The 19516-nt window shown below is 54.7% G+C and carries 16 protein-coding genes; 7 read left to right on the forward strand and 9 right to left on the reverse strand.

Annotated elements, in window-relative coordinates:
- Nucleotides 1–120 precede the first annotated feature (120 nt).
- Complete coding sequence (acnA, locus tag I6L58_RS00530) at nt 121–2796, forward strand: aconitate hydratase AcnA (RefSeq protein ID WP_006175676.1); 2676 nt, start codon at nt 121–123, stop codon at nt 2794–2796.
- A gap of 36 nt (nt 2797–2832) precedes the next feature.
- Here acnA and ribA read toward each other — a convergent pair whose 3' ends face one another.
- Nucleotides 2833–3423 (reverse strand): GTP cyclohydrolase II, encoded by a 591-nt coding sequence (gene ribA / locus I6L58_RS00535; RefSeq protein ID WP_003856813.1) that lies wholly within the window; start codon nt 3421–3423, stop codon nt 2833–2835.
- 198 nt (nt 3424–3621) lie between these two features.
- Between ribA and pgpB the strand changes: the two genes are divergently transcribed.
- The 5 genes from pgpB (at nt 3622) to yciH (ending at nt 7270) form a co-directional block, all read left to right on the forward strand.
- Nucleotides 3622–4389: a phosphatidylglycerophosphatase B gene (pgpB, locus tag I6L58_RS00540; RefSeq protein WP_058608672.1), complete on the forward strand. Its 768-nt coding sequence runs from the start codon at nt 3622–3624 to the stop codon at nt 4387–4389.
- 148 nt (nt 4390–4537) lie between these two features.
- Complete coding sequence (locus tag I6L58_RS00545; protein WP_006175670.1) at nt 4538–4846, forward strand: LapA family protein; 309 nt, start codon at nt 4538–4540, stop codon at nt 4844–4846.
- A gap of 6 nt (nt 4847–4852) precedes the next feature.
- Entirely contained in the window at nt 4853–6022 is a 1170-nt protein-coding gene (gene lapB, locus I6L58_RS00550; RefSeq protein ID WP_058608673.1) for a lipopolysaccharide assembly protein LapB, read from the forward strand.
- A 184-nt stretch (nt 6023–6206) separates the two neighbouring features.
- Nucleotides 6207–6944 carry an orotidine-5'-phosphate decarboxylase gene (gene pyrF, locus I6L58_RS00555; protein ID WP_088208367.1) on the forward strand — a complete coding sequence of 246 codons (738 nt, stop codon included), beginning with the start codon at nt 6207–6209 and terminating at the stop codon, nt 6942–6944.
- Nucleotides 6944–7270: a stress response translation initiation inhibitor YciH gene (gene yciH, locus I6L58_RS00560; RefSeq protein ID WP_088208368.1), complete on the forward strand. Its 327-nt coding sequence runs from the start codon at nt 6944–6946 to the stop codon at nt 7268–7270. Before pyrF ends, yciH begins: the two co-directional genes overlap by 1 nt.
- A 104-nt stretch (nt 7271–7374) precedes the next feature.
- Here yciH and osmB read toward each other — a convergent pair whose 3' ends face one another.
- The 3 genes from osmB to I6L58_RS00575 all read right to left on the reverse strand — a co-directional run bounded on the left by osmB (nt 7375) and on the right by I6L58_RS00575 (nt 8833).
- Entirely contained in the window at nt 7375–7593 is a 219-nt protein-coding gene (gene osmB / locus I6L58_RS00565; protein WP_006175660.1) for an osmotically-inducible lipoprotein OsmB, read from the reverse strand.
- A gap of 262 nt (nt 7594–7855) precedes the next feature.
- Nucleotides 7856–8608, reverse strand: a complete 753-nt coding sequence (yciT, locus tag I6L58_RS00570) for a DNA-binding transcriptional regulator YciT (RefSeq protein ID WP_006175658.1) — start codon at nt 8606–8608, stop codon at nt 7856–7858.
- Nucleotides 8609–8650: 42 nt separating this feature from the next.
- Nucleotides 8651–8833: a YciZ family protein gene (locus I6L58_RS00575; RefSeq protein WP_088208369.1), complete on the reverse strand. Its 183-nt coding sequence runs from the start codon at nt 8831–8833 to the stop codon at nt 8651–8653.
- A gap of 193 nt (nt 8834–9026) precedes the next feature.
- On the opposite strand from I6L58_RS00575, the gene I6L58_RS00580 reads away from it, so the two are divergent.
- Nucleotides 9027–9896 (forward strand): crotonase/enoyl-CoA hydratase family protein, encoded by an 870-nt coding sequence (locus tag I6L58_RS00580; RefSeq protein WP_088208370.1) that lies wholly within the window; start codon nt 9027–9029, stop codon nt 9894–9896.
- On the opposite strand, the gene pdeR is transcribed toward I6L58_RS00580, so the two are convergent.
- The 5 genes from pdeR to I6L58_RS00605 all read right to left on the reverse strand — a co-directional run bounded on the left by pdeR (nt 9893) and on the right by I6L58_RS00605 (nt 19514).
- Nucleotides 9893–11884, reverse strand: a complete 1992-nt coding sequence (gene pdeR, locus I6L58_RS00585) for a cyclic di-GMP phosphodiesterase (protein ID WP_088208371.1) — start codon at nt 11882–11884, stop codon at nt 9893–9895. The two genes, I6L58_RS00580 and pdeR, sit on opposite strands and share 4 nt — an antisense overlap.
- Before the next feature lie 323 nt (nt 11885–12207).
- On the reverse strand, nt 12208–14142 hold the full coding sequence (locus tag I6L58_RS00590) for an exoribonuclease II (RefSeq protein ID WP_088208372.1): 1935 nt from the start codon (nt 14140–14142) through the stop codon (nt 12208–12210).
- 88 nt (nt 14143–14230) lie between these two features.
- Nucleotides 14231–15217 (reverse strand): hypothetical protein, encoded by a 987-nt coding sequence (locus I6L58_RS00595; protein ID WP_006175650.1) that lies wholly within the window; start codon nt 15215–15217, stop codon nt 14231–14233.
- 153 nt (nt 15218–15370) lie between these two features.
- Nucleotides 15371–16159 carry an enoyl-ACP reductase FabI gene (gene fabI, locus I6L58_RS00600; RefSeq protein ID WP_042319917.1) on the reverse strand — a complete coding sequence of 263 codons (789 nt, stop codon included), beginning with the start codon at nt 16157–16159 and terminating at the stop codon, nt 15371–15373.
- Between the two features lie 259 nt (nt 16160–16418).
- Nucleotides 16419–19514, reverse strand: coding sequence for a multidrug efflux RND transporter permease subunit (locus I6L58_RS00605; RefSeq protein ID WP_088208373.1), 3096 nt, complete (start codon nt 19512–19514; stop codon nt 16419–16421).
- Nucleotides 19515–19516 lie beyond the last annotated feature (2 nt).

The following is a 19516-nucleotide window of genomic DNA, read 5'->3' on the forward strand; positions in this document are numbered from 1 at the left end:
GATGGACCATTCCTAAATTTATCAATTTGGGTTGTTATCAAAACGTTACGACATCTTTGTGTTATCTTTAATTACAGCCCTGATGATTGTCAGGACATCTCTGGAATTAAGGAGGAGCTTATGTCGTTAACCCTACGCGAAGCCAGTAAGGATACGTTACAGGCAGAAAATAAAACCTGGAATTACTATAGCTTACCGCTGGCAGCCAGGACCCTTGGGGACATTTCGCGGTTACCCAAGTCGTTGAAAGTGTTGATGGAAAACCTCTTACGCTGGCAGGATGGTGATTCTGTTACCGAGGAGGATATACAGGCGCTGGCGGGGTGGCTTAAGCATGCTCATGCTGACAGAGAAATCGCCTACCGCCCGGCGAGGGTGCTGATGCAGGATTTCACCGGCGTGCCTGCCGTGGTCGATCTGGCCGCCATGCGCGAAGCCGTCAAGCGGCTCGGCGGCGATACGGCAAAAGTTAACCCGCTGTCACCTGTAGACCTTGTTATTGACCACTCCGTGACCGTTGACCACTTCGGTGATGATGATGCCTTCGGCGAAAACGTGCGTCTTGAGATGGAGCGCAACCACGAACGCTACGTGTTCCTGAAATGGGGCCAGCAGGCGTTCAGCCGGTTTAGCGTTGTGCCGCCAGGCACCGGTATTTGCCACCAGGTAAACCTGGAATATCTCGGTAAAGCCGTCTGGAGTGAGCTTCAGGATAAAGAGTGGCTGGCCTACCCGGATACGCTGGTGGGAACCGATTCCCATACCACCATGATTAACGGTCTGGGCGTGCTGGGCTGGGGCGTGGGCGGCATAGAAGCAGAAGCCGCAATGCTCGGCCAGCCGGTCTCTATGCTGATCCCTGATGTTGTCGGCTTTAAGCTTACCGGAAAACTCTCTGAAGGCATTACGGCTACTGACCTGGTGCTGACCGTGACCCAAATGCTGCGTAAGCATGGCGTGGTGGGTAAATTCGTCGAGTTCTACGGTGACGGGCTGGATTCATTGCCGCTGGCTGATCGTGCAACCATTGCCAATATGGCACCCGAATATGGCGCAACCTGCGGCTTTTTCCCAATTGATGGCGTGACGCTGGAGTATATGCGTCTCAGCGGACGCAGCGAAGAGCAGGTCGCGCTGGTAGAGGCCTACACCAAAGCGCAGGGTATGTGGCGCAATCCCGGTGATGAACCCGTGTTTACCAGTACGCTAGAGCTGGATATGGGCACCGTTGAGGCCAGCCTCGCCGGACCAAAACGTCCTCAGGATCGCGTCGCGCTGAACAACGTGCCAAAAGCCTTTGCCGCCAGCAACGAGCTGGAAGTTAATGCTTCGCAAAAAGATCGTCACGCGGTGGATTACGTCATGAATGGCCACCCGTACTCGCTGCCGGACGGTGCCGTGGTCATCGCCGCGATCACCTCCTGTACCAATACCTCAAACCCCAGCGTTCTGATGGCAGCCGGCCTGTTGGCGAAAAAAGCGGTGGAGCTGGGCCTCAAGCCTCAGCCGTGGGTAAAAGCCTCTCTGGCGCCCGGCTCGAAGGTGGTCTCCGATTATCTCGCTCAGGCAAGGCTGACGCCGTACCTCGATGAGCTTGGATTTAACCTGGTCGGCTACGGTTGTACGACCTGTATCGGCAACTCCGGTCCGCTTCCTGAGCCTATTGAAGTGGCGATTAAGCAGGGCGATCTGACCGTTGGTGCCGTGCTTTCCGGTAACCGAAACTTTGAGGGGCGTATTCATCCGCTGGTGAAAACGAACTGGCTGGCGTCACCGCCGCTGGTCGTGGCCTATGCGCTGGCCGGAAACATGAATATCAACCTCGTGACCGACCCGATTGGTCACGATCGCAAGAATGAACCTGTTTATCTCAAAGACATCTGGCCATCGTCGCGTGAAATCGCCCGGGCGGTGGAAAAGGTCTCCACCGAGATGTTCCGGAAAGAGTACGCCGAGGTCTTCGAAGGGACGCCGGAATGGAAGGAGATCAACGTCGTCGGCTCGGATACCTACGCGTGGCAGAATGACTCTACCTATATTCGTCTTTCACCGTTCTTTGACGAGATGCAGGCTCAGCCCGATCCGCTTAAGGACATCCACGGCGCCCGCATTCTGGCGATGCTGGGCGATTCGGTCACCACGGACCATATCTCCCCGGCGGGCAGCATTAAGGCCGACAGCCCGGCCGGACGTTATCTGCAGGGGCGTGGCGTCGAGCGTCGCGACTTTAACTCCTACGGTTCACGCCGTGGTAACCATGAAGTGATGATGCGCGGTACATTTGCCAACATCCGCATTCGTAACGAAATGGTGCCCGGCGTGGAAGGGGGCATGACGCGCCATCTGCCGGGTACCGAAGTGGTGTCGATTTACGATGCTGCCGTTAAATATCAGCAGGAAGGTACGCCGCTGGCGGTCATTGCCGGGAAAGAATACGGTTCTGGCTCAAGTCGTGACTGGGCTGCGAAGGGACCGCGACTGCTGGGCGTTCGCGTGGTGATTGCCGAATCCTTTGAACGTATTCACCGTTCGAATCTGATCGGGATGGGGATCCTGCCGCTTGAGTTCCCGCAGGGGGTGACCCGCAAAACGCTGGGCCTGACCGGAGAAGAGAAAATCGACATCAGCGGCCTGCAAAACCTGGAGCCCGGGAAAACCGTGCCGGTAAAATTAACGCGCAGCGACGGTAAAACGGAAATCCTTGACTGCCGGTGTCGCATTGATACCGCCACGGAGCTGACCTATTACCAGAACGACGGCATCCTGCACTATGTGATCCGCAAGATGTTGAACTGACGGGTTATGCCCGGCTAAATGCCGGGCATACGCGGATTACTCGCTCAGCAGATGGCCCATTTTGGCCGCTTTGGTATCGAGGTAGTGCGCATTTTTCGGGTTGCGGCCGACGATCAGCGGCACGCGCTCGACGATATTGATCCCGGCTTCGGTCAGAATTTCGACTTTTTTCGGGTTGTTGGTCAGCAGACGCACTTCGTCCACGCCCAGCAGCTTGAACATATCCGCGCAGAGGGTGAAGTCGCGCTCGTCAGCGGCAAAGCCGAGCTGATGGTTGGCCTCAACGGTATCGTACCCCTGATCCTGCAGCGCGTAGGCGCGGATTTTATTCAGCAGGCCGATGTTACGACCCTCCTGACGGTGATAAAGCAGCACGCCGCGGCCTTCTTCGGCAATGTGGCTCAGGGCCGCTTCCAGCTGGAAGCCGCAGTCGCAGCGCAGGCTAAAAAGGGCATCGCCGGTCAGACACTCGGAATGCACGCGAGAGAGCACCGGTGTCTGTCCTGAAATGTCTCCAAACACCAGGGCGACGTGATCCTGTCCGGTTGCCAGTTCTTCAAATCCCACCATCAGGAAATCGCCCCATGGGGTTGGCAGTTTGGCTTCTGCCACACGTTTAAGCTGCATGTGATTCTCCAGAGTAGGCTGACACGTTTCGTGCCTTACGCCTGTTTGGCTTTCTGTATGAGGTTATTTTGCCACAAGCTCAGCGCGTTCGCCTAATGGCCGCCATGCTATACGAACGTTAAACGCACGATCCGACATATCCACCTTTCGGATGGAATTCAGTTATGATTGTGACGCTTAGCGAAAAAAGGAGACGAAATGCTTTCAATCGCCAGACGTACGGCAGCAGGTGCGGCCATTCTGTTGATCATGCCCGTGGCCGTGTGGATCTCCGGCTGGATGTGGGAGCCAGGACATAATACCGCCTGGCTGAAAAGCCTGTACTGGGTCACGGAGACGGTTACGCAGCCGTGGGGGATCATCACCCACATCCTGATTTTTGGCTGGTTTCTCTGGTGCCTGCGCTTTCGTTTGCGTCCGGCAATCATGCTGTTTGCGATCCTTGGCGCGGCCATTCTGGTTGGGCAGGGTGTAAAGTCCTGGGTAAAAGATCGTGTGCAGGAGCCGCGGCCTTTCGTGGTGTGGCTGGAAAAAACGCACCATGTTCCGGTGGATGAGTTCTACACTTTAAAGCGTAAAGATCGCGCCGCGCTGGTGAAAGAGCAGCTGGTGGAACAACAGGATATCCCCGCATTTTTGCGTAAGCACTGGCAGAAAGAGACGGGATTTGCGTTTCCTTCCGGGCATACCATGTTTGCCGCCAGTTGGGCACTGCTTGGCGTTGGGCTGCTGTGGCCGCGCCGGCGGACGGTAACCATTGCGATTTTACTGGTCTGGGCCACCGGTGTGATGGGCAGTCGATTACTGCTTGGCATGCACTGGCCGCGGGATCTGGTGGTGGCGACGCTTATCTCGTGGTTGCTGGTGACGTTGGCCACCTGGCTTGCCCAACGCTTCTGTGGGCCGCTTACGCCACCGCCGCAAGAGAAGCAAGAAATCGCCGAAAGGGAGCAAAGCGGGGTCTGAAGCTTGATATTACCCCTTTTGCCCATAAATCCATGAAGGGCGCGTCACTTTTTCCGTTTCGCGCCCGTCACTAAAATGGTAGTTTATAAGGCTGATTGCGGTGAGTTGAACATACTTTATTCGCTTGAACCACATAACGGGAAGTCATGTGAAATATTTACTCATTTTCTTACTGGTGTTGGCGATTTTTGTCATTTCAGTCACATTGGGTGCACAAAACGATCAGCAGGTTACCTTCAACTATCTGCTGGCGCAGGGCGAGTACCGCGTATCAAGCCTGCTGGCCGTGTTATTCGCCGCAGGTTTCTTCATCGGCTGGCTGGTGTGTGGCCTGTTCTGGCTCAAAGTTCGTGTTTCTCTGGCGCGCGCTGAACGTAAAATTAAACGACTTGAACATCAAATCGCGCCCATGACCGACATTCCGGAAAGCGCGGGTGTGCCGGTCGTCAAGGAATAATCGAATATGCTGGAGTTGTTGTTTCTGCTTTTGCCTGTAGCCGCAGCCTATGGCTGGTATATGGGCCGCAGAAGTGCGCAACAAACAAAACAGGATGAAGCAAACCGACTCTCCCGCGACTACGTTGCGGGGGTGAACTTCCTGCTGAGCAATCAACAGGACAAAGCGGTAGATCTGTTCCTCGACATGCTCAAAGAGGATACCGGCACCGTAGAAGCGCATCTCACCCTGGGTAACCTTTTCCGCTCTCGCGGGGAAGTAGACCGTGCTATTCGTATTCACCAGACCTTAATGGAAAGCGCCTCGCTGACCTATGACCAGCGTTTGCTGGCGGTTCAGCAGTTAGGCCGGGACTACATGGCGGCAGGGTTGTACGATCGTGCCGAAGACATGTTTATGCAGCTGGTGGACGAAACCGATTTTCGCATCAGCGCGCTTCAACAGCTGCTGCAGATTTATCAGGCCACCAGCGACTGGCAAAAAGCCATCGACACCGCCGAGCGTCTGGTTAAGCTGGGTAAAGACAAGCAGCGCGTGGAAATCGCCCATTTCTATTGCGAGCTTGCGCTCCAGCAGATGGGTAACGACGACATGGATAAAGCCATGGCGTTGCTGAAGAAAGGTGCGGCAGCGGATCGCAACAGCGCGCGTATCTCCATCATGATGGGCCGTGTGTTTATGGCGAGCGGCGATTACGCCAAAGCCGTGGAGAGCCTGCTGCGGGTGATCGATCAGGATAAAGAACTCGTCAGCGAAACGCTTGAAATGCTCCAGACATGCTACCAGCAGTTGGGCAAGCAGGATGAATGGGTGACCTTCCTGCGTCGCTGCGTGGAGGAAAATACCGGGGCGACGGCGGAGCTGATGCTTTCCGACATCGTCGAGCAGCATGAGGGCAGCGATACCGCGCAGGTGTACATCACGCGTCAGTTACAGCGCCATCCAACCATGCGCGTCTTCCACAAGCTGATGGACTACCACCTCAATGACGCAGAAGAAGGGCGCGCGAAAGAGAGCCTGATGGTGCTGCGTGACATGGTCGGCGAGCAGGTGCGCAGTAAACCGCGCTATCGCTGTCAAAAATGCGGGTTTACCGCCTACACGCTCTACTGGCATTGTCCTTCCTGCCGGGCCTGGTCAACCATTAAACCGATTCGCGGTCTTGACGGGCAGTAATTTTTAAAAAGCCTGTATTTTAGTTACAACATACTAATGACTTTTACACCCATACAGGCAGCAGTGCGGTCTGTGTTCGGGCAAGGTAAAAATCGCTCCTGTCATTTTTGGCCGCTGGCAGGTAGAATGCTCGCCGTTTATCTGTCCCGCGCCGCTGGGCGCCCATAGACGAAAAGGGCTGGTCATGACGTCTGTTAGTTCCTCTACTTCCCGCGTAGTTACTGATTCTCCTGTTGTAGTTGCCCTGGATTACAACAACCGTGATGCCGCGCTGGCCTTTGTCGACGGTATCGATCCCCGCGACTGTCGCCTTAAAGTCGGCAAAGAAATGTTTACGCTGTTTGGCCCGCAAATTGTGCGAGACCTGCAACAGCGCGGCTTCGATATCTTCCTCGACCTGAAATTCCACGATATCCCGAACACAACTGCCCACGCCGTAGCCGCTGCCGCTGAACTGGGCGTATGGATGGTGAATGTCCATGCATCAGGCGGGGCGCGGATGATGACGGCTGCACGCGAAGCGCTGCTCCCGTTTGGCAAAGACGCGCCGCTGCTGATTGCCGTAACCGTACTAACCAGTATGGACGCATCAGACCTGCGCGACCTGGGTGTGACGTTGTCACCTGCTGAGCACGCGGAACGCCTTGCGCGCCTGACGCAACGCTGTGGGCTTGATGGCGTCGTGTGCTCGGCGCAGGAAGCCGTGCGCTTTAAATCCGAGCTGGGACGTGAATTTAAGCTGGTTACACCGGGTATCCGTCCTGCGGGAAGTGAGGCAGGGGATCAGCGCCGCATCATGACGCCTGAACAGGCGCAGGCCGCAGGCGTAGACTATATGGTTATTGGTCGCCCGGTTACGCAATCAGCGGATCCGGCGCAGACGCTGAAAGCCATCAACGCATCGTTAAAAAAGGGGGCGTAATGAGCGATTCCAACAGCCGCCTGGTCTATTCCACTGACACGGGTCGCATTGATGAGCCACGCGAGAAAGCCGAGCGCCCGAAGGGGGATGGCATTGTGCGTATCCAGCGCCAGACCAGCGGACGCAAGGGAAAGGGCGTATGTCTGGTGACAGGTATTGATCTCGACGATGCCGAACTGGCAAAACTCGCTGCAGAATTAAAAAAGAAATGCGGTTGTGGTGGCGCGGTGAAAGACGGGGTTATCGAAATCCAGGGCGATAAACGCGATTTAATTAAATCATTGCTCGAAGCCAAAGGCATGAAAATCAAACTGGCGGGGGGCTAAAATAATTGAGCCACGGCGAAAACCGTGGCTCTTTTTTTAGGTGCGTAAGTCAGACCTGAAATGTACAGAATATATAATTATACGGGTAGAAGCCGTTATGGTGATTATTTGCCTACCTGGTGACCAATGACACCGCCGACAGCAGCGCCACCTAAAGTACCCAGCGTGCTACCATCCGTTAATACCGCACCACCCAGAGCACCAGCACCGGCGCCAATGGCGGTGTTACGGTCACGTTTAGACCAGTTAGAGCATGCGCTCAGGGACATTGCTACAGTGATTGCCAGAACAGCGGCAGCTAATTTCTTGCTGGTTAAGGTCATAATACTTTCTCCTGAATTATCGATTCACGGAAAGAAGTGCTTTTTAAGTATAGTCAATTTGAATACTTAAATTCCATTTTCCGTAAAAGCTGGTCGCGCAGGGGTTAACATGATCACGCAGGTGATAGTCACTTCCTGTTATATCGCTAACATTAATTTTACGTCTTTATTTTAGCTTATACAGGTAAAAACTCTTAAAGAAATACTAGGATTAATCTCAGAGGCGAAGGCGTGCGCCCGGAAACCGGACGCAAGGGGGGCGTTATAGCGCGTTGTCGACGATATCGACCGTTAAGCCAGCGTGTTCCAGCTGAAGGCGATGTTCATCGCTAAGACGTTTGTCGGTGATCACCCGGCTAAAGCGCGACAGCGGGCCCATGGTGTAAGGATGGACAGCGCCAAATTTAGAGCTGTCAGACAACACGATGGCTTCGCACTCTTTTTCCAGCACCGCGTTCACCACGTCAGAACGCATCATGTCTCTGCCGGTGAAGCCTGTTTCAGGCTGCCAGCCATCGATACCAATAAAGGCCTTGGTGAAATGCACCTGCTGAACGTACTGGCGGGTCAATGGGCCTACCATACTCTCGCTTTTTTTCTGGTAGATACCGCCTAACAGAATTACTTCACAGCGCGTTTCTTTCAGCAGATGCGCGATGTAGCTGCTGACGGTAATAATCGTTACGTCTTTCTGCTCAGCGAGCGTGCGCGCCAGCAGGGCATTACTGCTGCCGTTTTCAATGAACACCGTTTCGCCGTTGTTCACCAGGGATGCCGCAAACTCCGCCAGCTCGCGCTTAAGGGCATAATTGTTCATCATGCGGGTTTCGACGTCCTCACTGTCCAGCGGGACAGCATAGCCGTGGGCACGACGCAGGTAGCTCTGCTTTTCGAGAAGGTTAAGATCCTGACGGATTGTGACTTCGGAAACACCGGTGGTTTTCGCGAGATCGACCACGCTCACGCGTCCCTGATCGATGACCATCTGCAAAATGATTTGTTGTCGAGAATTCATAGCATCCAATACAAAAATGAAACGGGATCAGAAACACCGTGGCTACACTTCCCACGGGGCTTTAGGTTGAGGGTTTTGTAATGCGGTCTCCGTGCCTTTCTGTGCTAATAACTCCGCTTTTAAGATCTCAAGATTACGGATCGCGGAGTGATAATCGCCAGCAACCAGAATATCCAGCACAGTATCAATACGTTGTGCCACGGTCAGCACATCAATGTTAGCCATAATCCCACCCCGGAAGCGAAAAGTTAATATTTTCAATGATGCAGAAAATAGGCTCAAAAGAGAAGGGAAAAAATGCACTAACCAAATTACATAAATGAAAGTGATAAATTTCTGTGCCCACATACAGGGGGTTGAATGCGTGGATTAGTCTAAAACTGCGCGCAAGGCGCTTTATTCTATGAGGATTCAGACTATGACAGTTATCAACCAGGCTACCTGTACACTGTTTACCGATACTGAACGTTTCACGCAACTGGCAGGCTATTATGAGGAGGAGCGTCGCACGGTATGGATGATGTTGCGGGCGCAGCCACGCCCCTGTTTTAACCATGCACTGATTGAAGAGATCATGAATCTCTCCTGGCTGGTTCGCCAGTCGGGGTTTGTGGTCGACTTTTGGGTGACCGGTTCCCTTGTGCCTGATATGTACAACGCAGGGGGCGATCTGCAGTTCTTCGTGGAATGCCTGCAGAACGGGCGTCGGGAAGCGTTGCGTGCCTACGCCCGCGCCTGCGTGGATTGCGTTCACGCCGCCTCACGGGGGTTTGATACGGGCGCAATATCGCTGGCGATGGTAGAAGGGAGCGCCCTGGGCGGTGGATTTGAAGCCGCGCTCGCGCACCATTTCGTCCTGGCCCAACGCGATGCGCGCTTAGGCTTCCCCGAGATTGCGTTCAACCTGTTCCCGGGCATGGGGGGGTACTCCCTCGTGGCGCGTCGCGCAGGCATGAAGCTGGCGGAGGAGCTGATTTATAAGGGCGAGTCTCACACGGCGGAATGGTATGAGCAGCAGGGGTTAGTCGATCTGCTCTTCGAACCTGGCCAGAGCTACGTCTCCGTTCGCACCTTCATCGACACGCTCCAGCCGAAGCTGAACGGCGTACGGGCTATGCTTCGTGCCCGCACCCGCGTTTTACAGCTTCCACGAAGCGAGCTGATGGATATCACCGAGGACTGGGTCGACGCGGCATTTTGCCTTGAGCCGAAAGATATCGCCTACATGGAGCGTCTGGTGATGCTGCAAAACCGCCACCAGGCGGCAGGGCTGCGTAAAGCCAGCTAACGCATGTGTCGCGCCTGATAACGTTTTAGCCATCGCTCGAATGCGGCTGCGGGCATAGGCTTCGCAAAGAGAAAACCCTGCCGCTCGTTGACGCCATTCTTCGTGAGAAAGGCGTCTTCTTTCGCACTTTCCACCCCTTCCGCGATGACTTGCAAATTTAACGCCTGCGCGACGGCTACAATCGCTCTGACCAGCGACTGGGAGATCGACTGCTTATGAATATCCCGCACAAAAGACTGGTCCAGCTTGATGGCATCGATTGGGAAGCGCGCCAGCTGCGAGAGGGAGGAGTACCCGGTGCCAAAATCATCCAGATGGATCTGTGCGCCGAGCTGACTAAACTGCTGAATGACGGAGAGCGCCAGCTCTTCATTTTCAATCAAACAGCTTTCGGTCAACTCAACGTCGATGGGACAGTATTCAAAATTAAGATCGCTCAGCGCCTGCTTTAAATCGCTAAAGATCGTCTGGTCGGCCAGCTGGCGAGCAGAGACGTTGACCGCCACGCGCAGGTTGATGCCTTTATCGCGCCATTTCGCGACCTGACGGACAACATCCAGCATCACCCAGCGGCCAAGCGGCACGATCAAACCAGACTCTTCGGCGTAAGAGATAAACTCCATCGGGGGGATCAGCCCGCGCTCGGGAGACTGCCAGCGTACCAGCGCTTCCAGGCTTCTGACTTCGCCGCGCCAGGTCATTTTCGGCTGGTAATGGATCAGCAACTGGTCATTATCAAGCGCTTTACGCAGGTTGGTATCCAGCCACAGATATTCAAACACGCGTTGGTTCATCTCCGGCGAGAAGACGCAGAACTTGCCGCGGCCGCTCTCTTTAGCGGTGTACATTGCGGTATCGGCGTTGCGAATGACGCTTTCCCGGTCGGTGCCGTGCTGCGGGGTGAGGGCGATCCCTAAAGAACAGCCGGTATAGACTTCGATTAAGCCGATCCGGAACGGTTGGCGTAAGCGCGTTAAAATGCGTGATGCCATCGCCTCCAGCGAACTTTGCGAGGTGTCAGAGGCCATGACGATAAATTCATCACCGCCGAGTCGGGCCAGGGTTTGGCCTTCATCCAGACAGCTTAAAATCGCCAGGGCGACAGCCTGTAACAGCTGATCGCCAAACATGTGGCCATAGGCATCGTTTACCTTTTTGAAGTTATCAAGATCGAGGTACACGATGCCAACCTGCGTATCGCCACGCGCGATGATGGCATCGGAGATGAGTTCATGAATGGCATTGCGGTTCGGTAAACCGGTGATGGTGTCGGTATTCGCCAGCACGCGCAGACGCTCCTGGGCGCGGCGCTCCTCGGTAATATCCGTGCCGGAACAGATAAGGAAAATTTCATTTTTCCCGCTGCCGCTGTGAACGAATTTGTTCCTGAAGAGAAACAGCCGTTGCCCCTTACGGGTTTTAATCCAGCGCTCCACTTCATAGGAGCTGCCGTTACGAAAGAACCCTGAAATATTGCGCTTTGACGCCGCCGCTTCGCTACGGCTCATAAACAGCTTGAAGACGTTCTGGCCAATCACTTCTTGTTCTTTCAGGCCGGTGTACTCTTCGCTCAACCGGTTGAAGCGCTGAATATTGCCGTGCTGATCGAGAATAACAATGACGGAGTTGGCCTCCGAGACAACCTGCTCAGCAAAAGAGAGACCCTGCGCGAGATCGCGCGCGACCGAAGGGGTGTCGTTCCAGGCAGACGCCGTGCCGGCCCACTCATGTTTATTGATTTTACGGCCCACAAGGTGAACCGGAACGTCCACGCCGTACAGCGAGAGCGTCATTGAGATGCTGGAGGTAATAACGGTCAGCTCGCGGATGCGTTCCGCCTGCTCATCACTGAGCGCAACCACCTGCGTGATATCGGCGCTTTCGCTGGCCGCCAGATGCAGCGCATTGCTGTCAGCCGTCAGTCTCCACCAGGGGCTGTGCGTGCCCATGTAACGAAACAGCAAGTTTTGCTCCAGATCGTCCATCATGTTTTCTCCCGCAGCTGCACGTTAGCGCAAAAACTATTCATATGCAGTCGACTAATCCGTCGTTGAACAGCGTTACAACCGAGGTGAAGTGGTTGTTTTTTCCACTTTTCTGATATTAAAACGGGTTTGAGCAAAAAGAGTGCAAAACGTATAAACATTCACGTAACCGAATATGTCGGTGCTCTTTTACTGTAGATAATTCTTGCGGTTTTTGGCGGATGGGCAGGGAAATAGTCAGAAATAAAGATGATTTTGCGACGTGCGACGGGCGAAAAAAATGCCGGCCTTCCCGAAAAGGAAACAGCCGACATTTTAACGGCTTATCAGGCGACAGGGCGCGCGATGACGCTGCGGGTTTCCATACGGACTTCCGCGATGTTTACATCGATCACATCCGTGACTTTGTAAACCGTTTCCCCTTTGATCTGCACGGTGCCATTTTCCTGGCTGCAAACCAGTTCGTCACGCACCGCATGCAGGAACGGCGCAGGAATGAAGGCGACGGCTCCGTTATCCACCAGACGCACGCGCATACCGCCGCGGCTGATATCGATGATCTCCGCCGGGAAGCGGGTATCGGTGCCAGCCTTGTCATTCAGGAAACGGGCATACAGCCAGTCACCAACGTCGCGTTCTGCCATGCGGTTCAGGCGGCGGCGCTCGGCCATCTGCAGCGTGGTTTCATCCTGAGGACGCGCGATGGATTCCCCTTTGATGATGGCCTTCAGCAGACGGTGGTTCACCATATCGCCGTACTTACGGATTGGGGAGGTCCAGGTCGCGTAGGCTTCCAGGCCCAGCCCGAAGTGCGGACCCGGTTCGGTGCTGATTTCAGCAAACGACTGGAAGCGGCGAATGCGGCTGTCAAGGAAGCCAGACGGCTGGGCATCGAGTTCGCGGCGCAGTTTGCAGAAGCCCGGCAGGGTCAGGACTTCTTCAGGATCGACATGCACGTCATGCGTCTTCAGCAGCGCCGCCAGCGCGTCGGTATTCGCCGGATCAAAACCGGTATGCACGTTATAGATACCAAAGCCTAACTTATCGCGCAGGATGCGGGCGGCACAGATGTTGGCCGAAATCATCGCCTCTTCAACGATGCGGTTCGCAATGCGGCGCGGCTCTGCCACGATATCCAGCACTTCGCCTTTCTCACCGAGTACAAAGCGATAATCCGGACGGTCTTTGAACACCAGCGCATGGGTTTTACGCCATTCGCTGCGGTTCAGGCAGACGCGGTGCAGCAGGCGGATTTGCGTGGCGATGGCTTCGCTGTCTGGTGTCCAGCTGCCGGTGTTGTCCAGCCAGTCGGAGACATTGTCGTAGGCGAGTTTGGCTTTCGATTCGATGGTCGCGGAGAAGAATTCAATATCGTCTTCAATGGTACCGTCCGCAGCAATCGTCATGCGGCAGGCAAGCACCGGGCGGACTTCATGCGGACGCAGCGAACAGAGGTCGTCTGAGAGCTCGCGCGGCAGCATAGGGATATTAAAGCCCGGCAGGTAGTTGGTGAATGAGCGCACTTTCGCCATTTCGTCCAGCTTGCTGCCTTCGACAATCCACGCGGTCGGGTCGGCAATGGCGACGGTCAGATGCAGTTTGCCGTCTGCCGCTTCTTCCGCAAACAGGGCATCGTCCATATCTTCGGTGCTGGCGCTGTCGATGGTGACAAAATCCAGGGCCGTCAGATCGCGACGCGTCAGACCTTCATCCTGCATGTCTGTCGCCACGCCGTCTGGTGCTTCTTTTTCGAGATTATGGCGCGCCAGCGTCACCCACCACGGCACGAAATGATCGTCGCCGTAGGTGATGAACTGGGTCAGCTCCGCGTAAAAACCGCGATCGCCTTTCAGAGGATGACGGCGCATTTCAGCCACGGCCCAGTCACCTTCTTTAAAATCATGCTCAACGCCACGCTCGGCACGGCACGGGATGGCATCTTTGAGCAGAGGGTGATCCGGCACGATGGAAAGACGATCGTCTTTCTTGTGTACCTTGCCAACGAAACGCGTCAGGAACGGTTCGATGAGTGCTTCCGGCTCGGCGGATTCCCGTTCCTTTTCAGTATGAATGACGGCTGAAATGCGGTCGCCATGCATCACTTTCTTCATCTGCGGAGGCGGAATGAAGTAGCTTTTCTGACCGTCAACTTCAAGGAAGCCAAAGCCCTTTTCCGTGGCTTTTACGACCCCTTCTGCACGCGGCGTCTGGGAATGCAGTTGCTGTTTAAGCTGCGCTAGCAGCGGGTTGTCCTGAAACATAATGTTCTATTTTCGTAGCCATTGAGCGGCTGACAGTTTTACGCGAATCTCACTGCTACAGCAAGCGGTCTTTGGGTAATGAGTAAGGTTATTCCTCCTGACCGAGCGCGATGCGAAGGCGGTCCAGCCAGCCATAAAACGCGCTGCGTATCAGCAGGTTCAGCGTTACGCTATGAGGCAACCCGCTCGCTCCCAGCGCGGTTAAATGCGCGGCGCTAAAGCGATCCGGCGAGCTGTTTAGCAGCGCCACCGCCGTGGTGAGCGCCGGGAAATCCGGCTCGGCCTGGTCAGGAAGCATGATCAGGATATCGCCCAACCTGTCGAGCAGTGCAGGCTCGTGGCAAAGCACCGGAACCAGTGGTCCAAGTGCCGTTTCCGCCTGCCAGCGCGCAAGTGAGCGGCGTTGTTCGGGGCTGGCATAACGCAACTCGACAGCGGGCAGCAGGGAGGCCCATACCTGGATGCGCGCGGGTACCGTATGGGGCGATATATGATGCCCGGGCAGCCACCGCACGGGATGGCCAAGCGCCGCCTGAAACACCGCCACGGTGCGCGCCTGAAAACCGATAAAGCCGATTATCTGATTAATTAACACGATGTCATGCACTGTCAGGCCCACTTCATCGAGCTGCAGCAGGGCCTTATCGTCGATAACGTCGGGAGAACTGGCAAGCTGGCGGGCGTACTGGGTGATTTGGGCGAGGCGTCGGTTACTTTCGCGGGAAGAGTCCGGGCCGGGAAGCGGTGCGAGCAAGGCGGCGTAGTGGTTACAGAGGCGCTGCACGCCACAGGCTTGCGCGACCGTCAGCGCCGTGCTCAACCGGTCATAGGCGCTAAGGGTGCGCAACCGGTTGACCGGCGTATCCAGCGGGAACAGCTGGTGACATAAGGCTCTGGCCGGGGCTAACCAGCCCTGAGCGGCGAGCGCAATCGCGTCAGGGAGCGCTAAATCAAGCAAAAAACGGTCGTCGACGTTAGCGGCTTCGGGCACCAGAGGCAGCACATCCGACTGCGAATGATTGGACTGGGTTTCGTGATACCAGTGGCCTTTGCCGGAAAAACGGCGCTGTTCCATGGGCGTTCCTTGATCTCAAAAGGGCGATCAATATCCTGGCGTAAGGTGGATGAGGGGAAAAATATTGTTAGGTGATAACAAATAGCAGAACGGAATAACGACGGGCAGGGCGGGAGGGAGAACTCTCTTCCCTGACGGGAAGAGAGTGACAGCTTATTTAATTTCCAGCTCGTTCATTGCCGCGATGTTGAAACCGCCGTCAACGTGAACCACTTCGCCGGAGATACCCGCAGAGAGGTCAGAGCACAGGAATGCTGCAGAGTTACCCACATCTTCAATGGTAACGGTACGACGAATTGGCGTAACCGCTTCGCAATGTGCCAGCATTTTACGGAAATCTTTGATGCCGGAAGCGGCCAGGGTGCGGATTGGGCCAGCGGAGATACCGTTGACGCGCACGCCTTCAGGACCCATTGCGTTCGCCATATAGCGCACGTTGGCTTCCAGAGAGGCTTTAGCCAGACCCATCACGTTGTAGTTAGGGATAGCGCGCTCTGCGCCCAGGTAGGACAGAGTCAGCAGGGCAGAGCCTGGGTTCAGCATGGTACGACAGGCTTTCGCCATCGCCACGAAGCTGTAGGAGCTGATGTCGTGCGCGATTTTGAAACCTTCACGGGTTACCGCGTTAACGTAGTCGCCGTCCAGCTGATCGCCAGGCGCGAAGCCGATGGAGTGAACGAAACCGTCAAACTTCTCCCACGTTTTTGCCAGTTCAGCAAACATGCCATCAATGCTTTCGTCTTGTGCAACGTCGCATTCCAGAACAATGCTGGAACCCAGCTGCGCGGCAAACTCTTCAACGCGGCCTTTCAGCTTGTCGTTCTGGTAGGTGAACGCCAGCTCAGCGCCTTCGCGATGCATAGCCTGTGCGATGCCGTATGCGATGGACAGTTTGCTGGCTACGCCAGTAACCAGAATGCGCTTACCGGAAAGAAAACCCATAGCTTTAATCCTTATATTCATTGCTTATTTTGCCTTGTAATTCATAGCGTTACAGGCAGTATTTCAAAATCATTCGAAATTAGCTCGAAATTATAGCCCACTCACAGCCCCATGTGTCACGATATTTCTCGCCGATCTCCAAAGACGAATGCCCCAGAAGGTGAGGCGCGGGTTCAAAATTTCAGCATTCGTCCAGTATATCACCTGGCAGCAGCTTCACCTCATCCAACCAGCGCGGATGCGCGGTCCCTCACGATAGTTACCCTTTCCTCGCGCTTTCTATGAAACGCGCGATGACAATAAAGAACACCGGGACGAAGAAGATCGCGAGAAGCGTACCGCTAATCATGCCGCCAAATACGCCGGTGCCGATGGCGTGTTGTGTGCTGTTACTTGCGCCACTGGCCAGCATTAAGGGAACCACCCCCAACGTAAAGGCTAACGATGTCATCAGAATAGGGCGCAGGCGCTGGCTTGCGGCCTGTATCGTTGCCGCCAGGAGGGAGAGCCCTTGACGGTGCAACTGCCGTGCAAACTCCACAATCAATATGGCGTTCTTGGCGGACAGGCCTATCAGGGTAATAAGACCGACTTTAAAGAAAACATCATTTGTCATGCCGGCAATGGACACAGCCACGACTGCTCCGATAAGTCCCAATGGAACCACCAGCATGACTGCGAAGGGTATTGACCAGCTCTCATACAAGGCGGCGAGCACCATAAACACGACCAGTATCGACAGGACGATCAGACCCGGGAGCTGCGACTGAGATTTTATCTCCTGCAATGAACTCCCGGCCCATTCTCCAGCCATGCCCTGAGGTAAATCCCGGGACAAGTTCTCCATGACTTTCATTGCGGTACCGCTGGATTCACCTGTAGCTGCACTGCCGGTAATGCGGATAGCAGAATATCCTTGATAACGCGTTAATTGCTGTGGTGCGACGTTCCAGGAAATCGTCGCAAATGTTGACACTGGCACCATCTGACCCTGGCGGTTTTTAACCGATAATGTCAGGATCTGCTCAGGTTGCATTCGATAAGGCGCATCGGCCTGAATAATCACCTGCTGAACACGTCCGTTGTTCGTATAGTCATTAACGTAGTTTGAACCCATGGTGACGGAGAGCGTCTGGTTGATTTCATCAAATGAGACGCCGAGTGCTTCCGCTTTTTCCCGGTCAATGTTAAGCGCAAGGTTAGTTCCTTCCGGAAGGCCGTCGATATACACGTCACTCAGTTCAGGGCGCTGATTCGCTTTCAGCACCAGTGCATCGGCCGCTTTCTTCAAAGCCTCGTAGCCCAGACCCGCTCTGTCCTGCAGATACCAGGTGAAGCCCGAAGAGGTGCCCATATCCGATATGGCAGGCGGGAGCAGGCTCATCGTAACGGCATCTGAGACGTCTTCCATGCTGGCCTGCATATGGACGGCTTCATCCTGTGCTGTAGAACCCAGCCTTTCTTTCCAGTCCTTCAGCGTGGTGAACGCCATGGCCGAATTCGGGCCTGATCCAGAGAACCCAAACCCCAGGATCATAATGTTGCTTTCAATATCTGGTCGGGTCGCAATTTCCTGTTCAAACGTTTTTACCACTTTCAGGGTGCGCTGCATCGTGGCATCAGAGGGAAGTTGGATAGAAGACATAAAATAGCCCTGATCTTCGTCAGGCAGAAAGGATGAGGGCAATGAAGACAATCCAAAAAACAACGCAGCACAAAGTGCAATATACAGGAGCAGCATTCGGCCAGTTCGTCTCAGAACCGCACCCAGCCCAGATTCGTACCACGTTGTAAGGGAATGAAAACGGGCGTTAAACCTTACCGCGAACCTGCCACCGCCTTGCTTTTGCGCGCTGTGGGGCTTAAGTAACGTCGCACAAAGAGCGGGGGTAAGCGTGAGGGCAAGAAATGCCGACAACAATATGGACACCGCCATGGAAATACAAAATTGCCGATAAATAATTCCGACGGATCCTTCAGCAAAACCCATAGGTATAAAGACGGCGGTTAGTACCAGCGTGATCCCTATAATTGCCGGGGTAATTTCATGCATGGCCTCCCGGGTAGCGTCGCGCGGGGAAAGCTTTTTTTCTTCCATCAGCCGTTCAACGTTCTCCACGACCACAATGGCGTCATCCACGATAATCCCTATCGCCAGCACCATGCCGAACATGGTCAGAATATTGATCGAGTATCCACTGAATAGCATCACCGTAAAGGTGCCCAGCAGCGCGACGGGGGCAACAATCGCAGGGATAAGCGTACAACGTATTTTGTGCAAAAACAGCAGCATAACGAGGAAGACAAGGACCATCGCTTCCACAAATGTTTGCACTACCTTCATGATGGACAGCTTTACAAAAGGTGCGGTATCGAAGGGAACCGTAAACGCCATTCCTTCCGGCAACACCTGAGAAAGTTCGTCGATACGTGCACGAACGCCTGACGCCGTGCTCATCGCATTGGCGCCTGGCGACAACTGGATTGCCGCAGCCGTTGCAGGCACCCCATTTTCGCGGATACCGAAAGCGTAACTTTGCAGGCCAGACTCAATCCGCGCAACGTCGGACAGTTTCAGCCTTGCGCCAGACGTTTCTGATTTAAGGGTAATGTTTCTGAAAGCCTCTACAGAAGTGAGTTGCCCTTTCACAGTGATGGGATAAGTTACGCCTTGCCCTGCAGATGCCGGTTCGTCTCCCGTTTTACCCGGCGAAACAAGGGCATTTTGCTGGCCTACAGCGGTAAGGACATCGCTCACCGAAAGCCCGTAGCTGTGCAGTTGCATTGGGTCCAGCCAGATGCGCAGCGCTTTTTCGCCACCAAACAGCTGAACTTTTCCTACACCCGGAACACGGCGCAGCTCGTCACTGACATTGCGGGAGAAATAATCACTTAAATCCGCTTCCTCAAATTTCCCGGTTGTGGATTTCAACCCCACCATCATTAAAAATCCGGAATTGGCTGCCTCGACATTGATACCATTTTGCCTGACCGCCTGCGGTAAACGTGGCTCAACAATCTTGATCTGGTTCTGAAGATCCATCTGCGCCAGCTTAATGTCTGTGCCGGGCTTGAAAGTCACGGTAATAGATGCAGAACCGGTTGTGTCGCTGGATGATTCGAAATAGAGCAAATTGTCTACGCCCGATATTTCACGCTCAATGAGCGACACCACAGACGTATTCATGATATCGGGGCTGGCCCCCGGGTAAGTGACAGAAATAATAATCCCAGGCGGTGCCACCGCCGGATACTGCGCAACCGGCAACCGAGGTATAGACAGGACACCCGTCAGGACGATAAAAAGCGCCACTACCCAGGCGAATACGGGGCGTTCAATAAAAAAATGAGGCATTG

It is taken from the genome of Enterobacter cancerogenus, from assembly GCF_019047785.1.
Classification (GTDB): domain Bacteria; phylum Pseudomonadota; class Gammaproteobacteria; order Enterobacterales; family Enterobacteriaceae; genus Enterobacter; species Enterobacter cancerogenus.

What these genes read in the sequence shown, in the direction of transcription:
- pdeR (WP_088208371.1), bottom strand. Translation starts at nt 11,884, where the DNA reads ATGATGGACGATCTGGAGCAAAACTTGCTGTTTCGTTACATGGGCACG.
- yciH (WP_088208368.1), top strand. Translation starts at nt 6,944, where the DNA reads ATGAGCGATTCCAACAGCCGCCTGGTCTATTCCACTGACACGGGTCGC.
- I6L58_RS00590 (WP_088208372.1), bottom strand. Translation starts at nt 14,142, where the DNA reads ATGTTTCAGGACAACCCGCTGCTAGCGCAGCTTAAACAGCAACTGCAT.
- pgpB (WP_058608672.1), top strand. Translation starts at nt 3,622, where the DNA reads ATGCTTTCAATCGCCAGACGTACGGCAGCAGGTGCGGCCATTCTGTTG.
- fabI (WP_042319917.1), bottom strand. Translation starts at nt 16,159, where the DNA reads ATGGGTTTTCTTTCCGGTAAGCGCATTCTGGTTACTGGCGTAGCCAGC.
- lapB (WP_058608673.1), top strand. Translation starts at nt 4,853, where the DNA reads ATGCTGGAGTTGTTGTTTCTGCTTTTGCCTGTAGCCGCAGCCTATGGC.
- I6L58_RS00580 (WP_088208370.1), top strand. Translation starts at nt 9,027, where the DNA reads ATGACAGTTATCAACCAGGCTACCTGTACACTGTTTACCGATACTGAA.
- acnA (WP_006175676.1), top strand. Translation starts at nt 121, where the DNA reads ATGTCGTTAACCCTACGCGAAGCCAGTAAGGATACGTTACAGGCAGAA.
- I6L58_RS00605 (WP_088208373.1), bottom strand. Translation starts at nt 19,514, where the DNA reads ATGCCTCATTTTTTTATTGAACGCCCCGTATTCGCCTGGGTAGTGGCG.
- yciT (WP_006175658.1), bottom strand. Translation starts at nt 8,608, where the DNA reads ATGAATTCTCGACAACAAATCATTTTGCAGATGGTCATCGATCAGGGA.
- osmB (WP_006175660.1), bottom strand. Translation starts at nt 7,593, where the DNA reads ATGACCTTAACCAGCAAGAAATTAGCTGCCGCTGTTCTGGCAATCACT.
- I6L58_RS00595 (WP_006175650.1), bottom strand. Translation starts at nt 15,217, where the DNA reads ATGGAACAGCGCCGTTTTTCCGGCAAAGGCCACTGGTATCACGAAACC.
- I6L58_RS00575 (WP_088208369.1), bottom strand. Translation starts at nt 8,833, where the DNA reads ATGGCTAACATTGATGTGCTGACCGTGGCACAACGTATTGATACTGTG.
- pyrF (WP_088208367.1), top strand. Translation starts at nt 6,207, where the DNA reads ATGACGTCTGTTAGTTCCTCTACTTCCCGCGTAGTTACTGATTCTCCT.
- ribA (WP_003856813.1), bottom strand. Translation starts at nt 3,423, where the DNA reads ATGCAGCTTAAACGTGTGGCAGAAGCCAAACTGCCAACCCCATGGGGC.